Origin of the sequence: Microcoleus sp. BM001215392, from assembly GCF_036700185.1 — a bacterium.
In the GTDB taxonomy this organism is placed as follows: Bacteria; Cyanobacteriota; Cyanobacteriia; order Cyanobacteriales; family Microcoleaceae; genus Microcoleus.
The window spans coordinates 1-12,624 of sequence record NZ_JAUBOJ010000211.1; the positions used below are offsets into that span (position 1 = coordinate 1).

The following is a 12,624-nucleotide window of genomic DNA, read 5'->3' on the forward strand; positions in this document are numbered from 1 at the left end:
ATTAGTCATTAGTCATTAGTCATTAGTCATTAGTCATTAGTCATTAGTCATTAGTTATTCAGGGCTGATTCATTCTCTCAAAGCCCCAGTCCCACAGTCCGACAGTCCTAAGCAAGGTTGAAACCCCTGTAGAGAGAGCTAAAATCCTCTTGCATAGGACTATAAATGACTCTTTCAGTCGGCGACCGACGACTTGTGCTCTCTCGACAGGGACTTTAGTCCCTGGCGGACTGTCGGAAGAATGAAACAGCCCTGATTAGTTATTAGTTATTGATTATTGCGATATCTTCAAAAATAACAAATAACAAATAACAAATAACAAATAACTAATAACAAATAACAACTGCCAACTGTCAACTATCAACTGTCAACTGTCAACGATCAACCGTCAACTGTCAACTAACTATGAACCGTTTTCGTACAGCCTGCACCACCCCCGGAGAATTCATCATTACCGCCGAAGTGGCCCCGCCCAAAGGCGGCGACATGACTCATACGATCGCAATGGCTGAACTTCTCAAAAACAGAGTGCACGCCATTAACATCACAGACGGAAGCCGCGCAGTGCTGCGAATGTGTCCCCTAGCAGTGTCAGCAATTCTATTGCAGCGGGGAATTGAGCCGATTTGTCAAGTTGCTTGTCGCGATCGCAACCAAATAGGCCTGCAAGCCGATCTCATGGGAGCCCACGCCTTAGGCATCCATAATATCTTGGCACTCACCGGCGATCCAGTCAAAGCCGGCGACCATCCCAAAGCCAAAAGTGTATTCGATTTAGAATCAGTGCGACTGCTGCAAGTTATTCAAAAAATGAACGGCGGCCAAGACTGGAATGACAAAGCTTTAACAGACGGAGTTACCGATTTATTTGTCGGTGCCGCTGTCGATCCGCAATGCCCCAGTTGGTCGGGTTTACAAAGCCGATTTGAGAAAAAAGTAGAAGCTGGAGCCCAGTTTTTTCAGAGCCAATTAATTACAGATTTTGACGTTTTTGATAAGTTTATGCAGCAAATTGCGATCGGCTGCAACAAACCAATTTTAGCAGGAATCTTTTTGTTTAAATCAGCTAAAAATGCTGAATTTATTAAAAAATACGTACCGGGAGTTAACATACCCCAAGAGACGATCGACCGTTTAGCAAAATCCCCACAACCCTTGCAGGAAGGCATAAAAATTGCCGCCGAACAAGTCAAGCTAGCCCGGGATTTGTGCCAAGGAGTACACATGATGGCCGTCAAGCGAGAAGATTTAATTCCACAAATTTTGGATTTGGCGGGAATCGAGCCGCTGAGCTAACATTAAACCGTAGGGGCGGGTTTGACCAACCATCAATGTCTAAAACTAACCATCTCGTAAACCCGCCCCACTCCGCTGTCAGAGTTTTGTAAGGGGATTAACCAATAAATTTGAGCAATAAACTACTTTAAAAAATGCTCGATCGATGAAACGGTTATAAAATAGGAGCACCTGAAAATGACTGATTCAGAAACGCCTAATTTAGATACAATTAAAACACTGGATACTCGCATATCAGAAGTTACAGTTTATACCGATCGCGCCCTGATCGCCCGCCGCGGCACAGTAGCCCTGACGGGAAACGAGCGCGAATTAACTGTAGCCTCTCTCCCCGCAACCCTCGAAACCGAGTCAGTCAGGGCTACCGGCACGGGTACAGTCGCCGTGCGATTGCTGGGAGTGCGCACCGAAACCGTGTTTCACAGCGAACCTACGGGCGATCGCACCGCCGAATTAACCGCACAAATCCAAGACTTAGAAACCCAAAAACGCGCAATAGACGAGCAAATCGCCGCCCGAAAAATTCAACTCAACTTTGTCGAAAATTTGAGCGAAAAAAGCGTCGGTTCCTTTGCCAGTGCCATCTCCAAGCAGCAGATTGGTTTGAACGAAACCAGCGAATTGCTCAATTTTTTAGGCAGCAATTATAAAAAGTACGTAAGTGCGATCGCCCAACACGAAAGACAGCAGCGCGACTTAGACAAGCAAATAGAAGCATTGCGCCAGCAGTTGCGCCAAGTACAAACTCCCCATTCCCAGCAAAGTTTTAACATCATTGTGGCGATCGAACCCAGCGACAGCGGCAATTTTGAACTAGAAATTTCCTATGTAGTCATGGGAGCTCGTTGGACTCCTCTCTACGACTTGCGAGTCAATACAACCAACAATCAAATCAATCTCAATTACCTAGCCGAAGTCAACCAAAACACAGGCGAAGATTGGACAGGAGTAGCGCTGACTTTATCCACAGCCAAACCCGGAATGGGAACTTTGCCACCAAAACTCCAACCCTGGTTTATCGATATTGTTCGCCCAAAATCTGCTCCAACCCCAGAATTCATGAAAGCACAGAGGCGACGTAATGTCGAAGCAGAAATGGCAACAGACTATGTAGACTGCGAAATCGTAGACGAAGAAAATATGCCATTTGCCGGAAAATATAATACTTTTGGTAGTGCTCTCGCACCCGAACCCATAGCAGCTCAAACTGCGACAGCAAAAGTATCTAAAGAAGGCAGCACCGTCTCATTTCAAGTCGGAGGAAATACCAATATCCCCAGCGACGGTACGCCACACAAAGTCACTATTTTCAGCGACAATTATCCCTCTAAACCTGAATACATCGCCATTCCGCATTTAGTCAGTTTCGCTTATTTGCAAGCAATCGTCACCAATCCGACGACAGGTGCAACTCTACTACCCGGTAAAGCCAATATCTTTCGCGACAACACTTTCGTCGGTAATGTCCAGTTAGAAAATGTTTCCCCTGGTGAAGAATTTAAGCTAAATTTAGGAATAGATGAAGGATTAAAAATAGAGCGGGAATTAGTGGAAAGACAAGTCGAGAAAAAACTGATCGGCAATCAGCGGCGCACGACTTATGCCTATCGATTAATTGTAACAAACTTGCTGCAAGTGGCGGCAAAGTTGATACTAAAAGAGCAACTGCCCGTCAGTCGCAAGGAGCAAATAAAAGTGCGGTTGAATCAGACTAATCCGAAGATAATAGCAGGTGAAATGGGACTTTTGGAATGGATAATTTCTCTGCCGCCGCAAGCCAAGCAAGAGTTATATTACCAGTTTGTCGTCGAACATCCTCCCGAGTTAACAGTCATCGGTTTAGATATTTAAAGCGATTAACAACACTAAGATTCGTTTGTAGTGCGGACTGAAGTCCGCTCTCCGGCTGAATGCGGACTTCAGTCCGTACTACAAACCGTTTTTGTCATTGTAATCGACCGGACATAGTTGATTTTTTATAAAAATAATTGTATAAGATTGAGAATTGTAGCAACAGTTTTCCCAACAGATATTAGTTATAATTCCTTACTAAATATTTAATTAGTAATGGGAATTTCAACGATAAATTCTGCTCCTTGTCGGAAATTAGAGTTACAATATAAATTTCCGCCATGTTGATTTACAATGATTTTGTGGCTGATAAATAGTCCTATTCCCGTACCTTTTCCCACGGGTTTGGTAGTAAAGAATGGATCGAATAATTGTGATTGCAATTCCTCAGAAACTCCTAGGCCATTATCTGATATTTGTATTGATATTTGATTCTTGTTCATGAGTTTAGTTTGAATTTTTATTTTTCCTTGTGTGCCGATAGATTTGGTACAAATGGAATCAATAGCATTATCCAGAAGATTCATAAATACCTGATTTAGTTGACCAGAATAGCACTGAATTTTTGGCAATCGAGCATAATCTTTAATCACGATTATTTCTGGATGTTTTGCTGTGGCTTTCAGCCGACTTTGGAGAATCATCAGCGTACTGTCGATACCTTGATGAATATCTACTCGTTTGAATTCAGATTCATCATGACGGGAGAAATTCTGCAAGGACAGAACTATTCCCCGAATGCGCTCTGTTCCTATCCGCATAGAATTCAGAAGTTTAAGCACGTCTTTTTGTAGAAAATCTAGGTTAATATCCTCAATTTCTACTTTAAGTTCTGTTGGGGGCTCTGGAAAGTGTTGTTGATAGAGGTTTACCAAATACAGTAAATTTTGGAAATATTCAGTAGCAGGAATTAGATTGGCGTGAATAAAATTCAGCGGATTGTTGATTTCATGGGCTACCCCTGCAACTAGATTCCCAATAGAAGACATTTTCTCACTCTGGATGAGTTGGGCTTGGGTGCGCTTTAGTTCGCGCAGAGCAAGTTCTAAATTTTCAGCTTGTCGTTGTAATTCAAATTCGGCTTGTTTGCGGGCCGTAATATCGCGGATAGTAACCGAAAAACCATCTCCTAGCTTGACTGCTACAAAGTGAAACCAGCAAGAATTTCCAGATTCATAGTAAAAATCCTGTTCTAAAGGTTCCCCCGTCTCGACAATATTAACAAAGCGATTAAATAGTTCGGGATTGACCTGATTTATAAAGTTTTTGAGAACTAATTTACCAATCATCTGTTCGCGGGTGCGTTTAAAAGCTCTAGCAATCACCTGGTTGACGACTAAACACCGAAAATCCTCAATCTCCCCTGTTTCGGTGTTACGAACAGCCTGCATTGCAGCAATACCATCGAGGGAACTATTCAAAACGCTAGCAAGTAAAGCCCTCGATTGATAAAGTACCTCTTCTGCTTCCCGGCGCTTAATATTTTCTTGTTCCAGAAGCTGTTGCTGGCGTTGAATGGTTAACTGATTTTCCAGGCGCGCCAATACTTCTTCGATTTGAAATGGTTTGGTGATGTAGTCTATAGCCCCTGACTTAAAGGCAGTTACTTTGTCGAAGACATCATCTAAAGCACTAATGAAAATCACTGGAATCTGGCGGAAATCTGCATCGGCTTTGAGAGTTCTACAAACCTCATAACCATCCATTTCTGGCATTTTGACATCTAAAAGTATCACATCTGGTCGCTTTACCTTCACTGTTTTTAGTGCCATCCGCCCGCTGGTGACGCTGCGAACAGTGTAACCGAGTTGCAGGAGCGCATCGCTTAGTAATTGTAGATTTTCTAGAATATCGTCTACAATTAAAATATTACCTTTATTTTCGATTTCACAATTTATATTCATTGCTTATCACGGGTTCAACTAAATCAACAATCTGCTCGAATTCAAACTCACGGGCAAGTTTTTTTAGGGATTTTATTAAAATAGTTTCTGTATTAGGTATTTTTTCTATTAGTTGCAATACTAGGTTGCTATTAGCCTCAAGTGCAGCTTCGTATAGTTGACTAATCCATGCTTTAGTCATACAGGTTAAATCTTCCGATGTCAAGAGCCTTTTTTCTGTATCATCCAAGAGTGGAGATATTGTTTCTGCATAAATGTATGTGACTCCTAAATGCTTGGTGAGGCTATCAAAAATACTGTGTTCAACTAATGGTTTGCGAAGAAAGTCATCACAGCCAGCCGAAAGCACGATCGCCCTTTCTTCTTCCAACACACTCGCCGTTAACGCGATTATAGCTGTAGCGTTGCCTTTAGTGGTGGATTTGATGTATTTTGTCGCTTCGTAGCCGTCCATCACTGGCATCCTCATGTCCATCAAAATCAGGTGCGGTTCCCATTCCTCCCAAAGGGCGATCGCCTCTTGTCCGTTACTAGCTTCTTTCACCTCAAATCCCAAGGGACTCAACAGCTTAATTAGCAGTTGTCGATTAATAGATTTATCATCGACTATGAGAATTTTGTAGGTAGGTTGACCGGGCGCAAGTCCCAGCACCCTTGGAGGTTCTTCTGTATTCTTCCTGTTTATTTGTTGAGCTAATTTTGCCTGAATATAAAATTGGAAATTTGTACCTTTTCCTAATTCGCTTTCTACCGAAATATCTCCCCCCATCAATTGCACAAATTTCCGGCTGATTGCTAAACCCAAGCCTGTACCTTCCTGCATTTCTTTTCCGGCTTCCCCTTGACTAAAGGCATCAAAAATTTTTGGCACTTCTGCTGCTGCAATTCCTACCCCAGTATCGCGAATCTGGAAATGCAGAGTAAAAGCATCTTCTGTTGTTTCATTGCCTTTGATAACACTCAAACAAATCACTCCCTTCTGAGTAAACTTAAGCGAATTAGTCAGTAAATTAAGTAAAATTTGGCGGAGTTTGATTTCATCGGTGCAAATATTACGAGGTAATGATTCACTGCGCTCAAATATCAATTTTAATCCGGTATTTTGGGCGCGTAAATGCAGCATATTTTCTAAATCGTCAAGCAAGCAATGTAGGTCAAATTCTTGAGCATCGATGGTAATTTTGCCAATTTCGATTTTTGATAAATCGAGAATATTATTAATCAGCGTCAATAGGTAATCACCACTGCGATAGATGATTCCGGCATTCTCGTATTGTTCGGCGGGGAGAGCCTGAGTTCTTAACATCAATTGCGAAAATCCCAAAATAGCATTGAGAGGCGATCGCAATTCATGACTCATATTGGCAATAAACATACTTTTGGCTTGGTTGGCTACCTCCGCCTTTTCCTTAGCGATCGCCAATTCTTCTGTTCTTTGTTGAACTTTATCTTCTAAAGTTTCAAACAATTCTTGTAATTGATGAGCCATCCTATTAAATGAAGTAGCCAGTTCTCCTAATTCGTAAGTGCGCTGGATTTTTACAGTTTCATGTAAATTACCTTCAGCAATATTTTTAGCAGCATTGTTCAGTTTTAAAATAGGTTTTGTCACAAAAGTAGCCGTGAAAATACCAATAATTATTACTAAAAGTAAGGCTACCAAACACAATAAAATTGTCTGCCGAGTAGTGGCATAAATATGTTCAAGAAAGTCTGATTCTGGCACAACAGTAACAATCAACCAATTTATCCCTAATTCATCTTTATAGGGAGAAATTTGTAAAAATTGTAGGTCGTCATGATACTTAAATTCAAGTTGATAGCTTCGCTCAACTTTATCAAAATCAACAAAATGTTTTTTTAAATACTTACCTGTAGCTTGAATGAGAGGATCGCTACTGCGATCGATAGAGGGTCGTTTGTTTTTTTTGAAATCTTTACTCTGATTGAGACTGCTTTCATCTTGAGAAGTCGCTACCAATAACCCTTCTCGATCGAAAATAAAGGTTTTTCCATTCTTGCCAATCTTATGTTTGACAAGAAAATCTTGAACCTTATCTAATTCATAAGTAGCAGACATAACACCTAAAAGTTTCCTGTTTCGATCGTAAATAGGCTGACCAAGCTCTAGGAAAAAACTATTATAGTCAATTCCTGAATAAATTGGCTGCCAATTTAGTTTACCTGCTTTGACTGCTCCAATATACCAAGGACGCTGCCTGGGATCGTAATATTTAGTAAATTTTTTCATGACTTTGGTAGGCTGACCTTGGGGACTAATGGCATATTCAGAGGTAAGATAATTAGTAGAAGCATTGGATACAACAAATCTTAATTCTCCATTTTCAGGCTTTCTCCAAACCTCTAAATATTGATTGTTATGGTTATAGGCAAAACTGATCCGACTCACTCGATCGAAATTTTTGATCGTTTGCCATAAATAATGATAATTTTTAGGATCTTGATTTTGTAAATCGAGACTTAGGTCGCCCCGTTCAATAGCATCAGCATTAAGTTTATGAATCAGAACCAAAGAAGATAACTGGTTTTTAATATATTGTTCGATTTCTAATGTAATTTTTTCGCGCAATTGAGAAGCAATGTCATTGACTGCTTCTTTGCCATTTCTATAAGACAGAAACCCCACCAATCCTACTATGATGAAAATTTCAATTAAAAAGGGTACAGTAAAAATAAATTTTAATGGTACTTTTTCCAAGAACTTAGAAAATAAATTCTTAAAATGAGAAGATTTCATATAATTACCAGAAAGAATTGGTTGAAAGCCTTTCCCCGATCGGGAGAAATTAAAATCAGACTATTCATTACTCCAATCCTCTTCCTTTTAGGTAGAGGTCGCTCTCAAACTGTCAACTGTCAACTGTCAACTGTCAACTGTTGAAAACCTTATTGGCTCAATGAAATATGTATCCGCTCAATCAATCGGATTTAATCGCTCATCAAGGAGCCTCAAACATCGCAAAATCGTTTTAAACACGGTCATTTATTCAGCGGATACTGCAAGTTCTTTCAACAGAATGCTGCCCACTTCGGTAAGACAAATAACGCACCAGCCCCACTGCACCGACAATTTGCAGTAAAAAGGGGACAATTAACACTAATATGACACAGATTTGTGGGATTTATGGGATTTATGGGCGATCGCGCCAATCATCGGTGATGGGGTCGATCTTTTGATGGGATTTTGCTCGGCGATAGTTGATTGACGATTTGGTTTCTTTAAGCAAAAGGTAGGTAAACCCTTAAACCATTGTCATTTGTTTCAGCAGGTGGTAGATTCTCTGAGAAATATCAAACTCGCGGCCCAAGTTTTGCCATCTGACTAACCAATATACTGCTAAAATTACCGATTTGTAATTGGCTGTTTTTAACCGCAATTTTTCGCCAGCTAAATATATCCACTCAAAACCACATAAAATATAGCCCTGAGCGCAGAAACCGGGTTTGATGGAGGAAGAAAAAACCTCCCATAGCCCTTGGCCCCGTTATCAAACCCGATTTATGAGAGTTTCTGCGCGCAATATTAGTTTCCTAAAAGTAATGCAACTGTAGCATAGCTTCAAAACCCTGATTACCAGAAAGAATTGGTTGAAAGCCCTTGCGCCGGAGTGGGATCAATTAAAATCAGACTATTCATTACTCCAATTCTCTTTTTTCTAGGTAGAGGTCGCTTTCAAACTGTCAACAGTCACAGGTCAACTGTCACAGGTAAACTGTTGAAATCAGTACCTTGAGGCTTGGCTGAATCGATTTGTTCGCAAGGAGTTTGAGAAAAAAGATTGTAGCGAAGTCTATTGGTAAAGCGATATACAAGTTGATTGGATGCCAATATCTAGCCAGCATCCGGATCGGGTTGCAGCAAAGTACGGTAGCCCAAGCCCAGCAAGTGCAAAAGAAGTGCGATCGCACAACTGGGAATCCCATACTTAGCTTTCACCAATTTACCTGTAATTGTTAAACTGCAAAGCCACGGGATAATCTTCTTGCTTCAAGCGTTGAATTACCAACTGCAAATCATCTTTGTCTTTTGCCGAAACCCGCACTGCATCGCCTTGAATCGAACCTTGAATCTTTTTAAACTCATCGCGGATTAACTTAGTAATCTGTTTGGCGATTTCCTGAGTGAGTCCTTTTTTAAGTTTAATTTCTTGACGGACACGACTGCCGCTCGCAGCTTCTATTTTGCCGTAATCAAAAATTTTCAGAGATAAACTCCGCTTGGCGGCTTTTGTTTGCAAAACGGTGTGAATGGCATCGAGAGTAAATTCGCTGTCTGTATTGACAGTGATTGATTCTTCGCCCAATTCCACGGTGGTTTTGGTATCTTTCAAGTCGTAGCGGCTTTGAATTTCCCGCACTGTTTGGTCAACAGCGTTAACTAATTCTTGCCGGTCGAACTCGCTGACAATATCGAATGAATAATTAGCAGCCATAAATTAGTAATTGGTAAATTGGTAATTGGTAATTGGGCATTGGGCATTGGGCATTGGGCCGAAAAGCGAAGCGAAGCGGAGGGATTGGGCATTTGGCATTGGTAATTCGTAGTTTGTAATTTGTAATTTGTAATTAGTCATTAGTCATTAATTAAACGTTGCTTAACTAACAACTAACAACTAACAACTAACAACTAACAACTAACAACTGACAACTGCCAACTAACAACTGACAACTGCCAACTAACAACTGACAACTGCCAACTGACAACTGCCAACTGACAATTACCCATTAACAGCCATCAAACTGAAATAGAATAAAGAGACTGTGCAAGTAGAACTAATCGCAAACATGAGCGATCGCCCCAGAGGCACATTCAGAATATAGAAAACCGAAAACAACAACCGGGCTAGAGGAAATGCGATCGCCGCCCAACCCGCAGCCTCCGAATCTACTCCCGTCACAAAAGCCATCAAAGCCGCCGCTGAAAACAGCATAAACGTCTCAAACGAATTTTGGTGAGCCCAAGTTGCGCGCTGAGCGTAAGCAGGCAACCTGTCAAACATAGCGCGAGGTGCTGAAAAATCGTAGCCTAGCTGCAAGCGAGCCAGGGCAACCACCAAAAACGGTGCGTAAACCACAGCAGCAGCAGCAGCCACAGAATCAAGCAGAATAACCGACACAGGCAATCCCAAGAGCATCATCAGCCTCGCATTTCAATCAAAATAGAACAGAGTAACAACTTTGCGCTGTTCCTCAGCATCCTGGCAAGTTTTCAGCAAAGTGTGACTTTCGTGAAAAGCAAAGCAGATCAGTTGCTGACAGCGAGAAATAATCTCCTGATTGCACATGGCGCTGGCTTCTGGGAGAGACAAACTGTCATTTTTGGGATTTTCTACCAAATGTATGACTTGTTCGAGTTGGTCCCGAGACTCCCGAGGCTGGCGGCTCATGCTTTGCGGCAAAATCACCGTCAGCAGATTAGGATCTGCTCGCATTGCCCCCCGAATTGCGGCTGAATTGGTGCCTGTAGCCCCCGATGTGATGAGCTGGTTGCCTCCCAGAACTAAGGCGTAGCTCAGCATCTCAATTAGCTGCTGGTGGGTAATAGGAACGTGGCGAGAACCCAAAAGAGCAACCCGCTTGGAGCTTGTTTGCTGGATCGCCGCAAGTTCTTGTAAAAAATCATCAACTCTGGGTAGCTCAATTGATTGACTCAAAGAATTTATTAAATTAAATAAAACTACGTTGTGGATTTTAGCAGACTCACTAGCAATTGCCACCAAAAAGAAGTTAAGAATTGCTGATCTATTCGATCGGACTAGAATATGCGGACATTTTAGGCCGCCATTCGGCAGAATGTCCGAAGGCATTGGGCAGCCAGAGAGCGAGGTAGAATTCAAGAAAAATTTATAATTTCAGAATTTTTGTTTTTTATTTTTAAAACAAAAATTATCTTCTGCCTTCTTGCTTGTGCCGAATACCTTCTTCCCTGAACTCCGGCTGCCGAATACCGTCCGATCGTCCGATCGTTGCTAATCGACTCGATCGCCCATGCCCAAGGATGCCATCATGCCCTTGAGATCAAAGTGTTCTGCCATTAGCTGAGTAACGCATTCCACCTTGATGCGTTCGTGCAAGCGCACGCTGCCAAAAGTGCTGTCGATAATTTCGACTGTGGTTAAGGTATCCAAATCAACAGACAAAACAGGAATTTCCATTTCTTCTGCCCTGCCGATTACCAAGGGAGAAGGAGGTAAGTGGCCTGTGAGAATTAAGCACTGAGTCGAGCTTTCCAGAGCCGCGAGCTGAATGTCCGTGCGATCGCCCCCGGTGACTACCGCCATATTTCTGGCTTTGCGGAAATACTTCATCGCAGAGCTAACATTCATCGCACCAATTGTCAAGGTTTCCACCATCAAGTCCAAACGGTCTTGACGGCACAGCACCTCAGCTTTCAATTGGTGGACTAATTCTTTGACGCTGACACTGCGCAGCAAAGCGCTTCTCGGCAGCATTCCCAAAACTGGAATACCGCTAGCTTCCAGAAAAGGCCGCACAGTCGCCGTTAGAGATTCGAGTTTGTCCGAGGGAACGTCGTTGAGCACAACGCCAACCAAGCGCGAACCCAAACGCCGCTTCGCCGACAGCAAATCGTCTATATAAAGATCGATCGGGCGCACTACCAGCAGCACAGAGGCATCAACGGTCTCAGCGATTTGAGTCAAAGACAAGTCAAACAGACTGCCTTCCTCCAAATTTGCGGGGCCTTCTAACAGCACCAAGTCTCCGCTGGGAGCTTGCAAATATTGGGCTAGAGAGTGGCGGTAATCTGTGTTGTCTTCTTTGCGCAAACGTTTGTAAACCGTTTTTTCGTCCAAAAATACCAGAGTTGACGGTATCTGACTTTCTGAGAGTTTCAGCGTCTCTACCGCAAACCGCACGTCTTCCTCTTGGGCTCGGGTTCCCTCCGAGCTGAAACAAGTTCCCAGAGGTTTTCCGTAGGCGACTGCGAGTCCTTGTTCCCGGAGTGCTAGGGCCATCCCCAGGGCGATCGCGGACTTGCCGCTGTAAGCTTTTGTGGAACCGATCAGTAAATATTTAGTCAATTTGGGTACGCCTTCTCTCCTCAATTTGCACCTGTCTATTTAAATAAATTTTGTTTATTCAACAGTATTTCAGCACTGCGAGTTAATTTCGCAATATAATTATACTCGATTTTGTCACTTTTGCGCACATCTATTTTTTGATATCCACTTTTATCGATCGCTCGCGACTATTTTGGTTGCCTTTTTTCATAATTTTTTGTGTCAAACAACCTGTTTAACAGGAGATGATTTTTTATATTTTTGAGACAATATTTTTGAGCATTATTGTACCACTTCGAGCGAAAGATCGGGTACAAGTGTAGATTGGGGGATTGGGGGATTGGAAGATTGGCAGATTGACGGATTCGGGGGATTTGAGGGTTGAGGGATTGTTAATTAATGGGTGAATACCTTATTTTGTCGATAACTGCTATGAGTTAGCGATCGAATTTTTTTTTTATTCTCAGGATGAGCAATATTAATTCCGGTTGTATCGTCAGGTGATTTAACCGCTCTTGACGCTCTTGACA

The 12,624-nt window shown here is 42.2% G+C and carries 8 protein-coding genes; 2 read left to right on the plus strand and 6 right to left on the minus strand.

What is annotated here, in order from left to right; genetic code table 11:
* Positions 1-405 precede the first annotated feature (405 nt).
* Both QT974_RS20895 and QT974_RS20900 read left to right on the plus strand, forming a co-directional pair.
* Positions 406-1,296: a methylenetetrahydrofolate reductase gene (locus QT974_RS20895; RefSeq protein WP_333470340.1), complete on the plus strand. Its 891-nt coding sequence runs from the start codon at positions 406-408 to the stop codon at positions 1,294-1,296.
* 177 nt (positions 1,297-1,473) lie between these two features.
* Positions 1,474-3,147, plus strand: coding sequence for a mucoidy inhibitor MuiA family protein (locus tag QT974_RS20900; protein WP_333470341.1), 1,674 nt, complete (start codon positions 1,474-1,476; stop codon positions 3,145-3,147).
* Between the two features lie 206 nt (positions 3,148-3,353).
* Here QT974_RS20900 and QT974_RS20905 read toward each other — a convergent pair whose 3' ends face one another.
* From QT974_RS20905 to QT974_RS20930, 6 genes are all read right to left on the minus strand, one after another.
* The gene (locus tag QT974_RS20905) at positions 3,354-5,051 is read right to left on the minus strand and encodes a response regulator (RefSeq protein WP_333470342.1); all 1,698 of its coding nucleotides are present in this window, start codon (positions 5,049-5,051) and stop codon (positions 3,354-3,356) included.
* Positions 5,035-7,809 (minus strand): ATP-binding protein, encoded by a 2,775-nt coding sequence (locus QT974_RS20910; RefSeq protein WP_333470343.1) that lies wholly within the window; start codon positions 7,807-7,809, stop codon positions 5,035-5,037. The genes QT974_RS20905 and QT974_RS20910 overlap by 17 nt, the downstream gene beginning before the upstream one ends.
* 1,204 nt (positions 7,810-9,013) lie before the next feature.
* Positions 9,014-9,505 (minus strand): YajQ family cyclic di-GMP-binding protein, encoded by a 492-nt coding sequence (locus QT974_RS20915; protein ID WP_333470344.1) that lies wholly within the window; start codon positions 9,503-9,505, stop codon positions 9,014-9,016.
* Between the two features lie 285 nt (positions 9,506-9,790).
* A complete protein-coding gene (locus QT974_RS20920) occupies positions 9,791-10,207 on the minus strand; it encodes an MAPEG family protein (protein WP_333470346.1) in 417 nt (138 codons plus the stop codon).
* A gap of 15 nt (positions 10,208-10,222) precedes the next feature.
* Positions 10,223-10,726: a DNA recombination-mediator protein A gene (locus QT974_RS20925; RefSeq protein WP_332944888.1), complete on the minus strand. Its 504-nt coding sequence runs from the start codon at positions 10,724-10,726 to the stop codon at positions 10,223-10,225.
* Positions 10,727-11,041: 315 nt separating this feature from the next.
* On the minus strand, positions 11,042-12,139 hold the full coding sequence (locus tag QT974_RS20930) for a phosphotransacetylase family protein (RefSeq protein ID WP_333470345.1): 1,098 nt from the start codon (positions 12,137-12,139) through the stop codon (positions 11,042-11,044).
* Between the last annotated feature and the right edge of the window lie 485 nt (positions 12,140-12,624).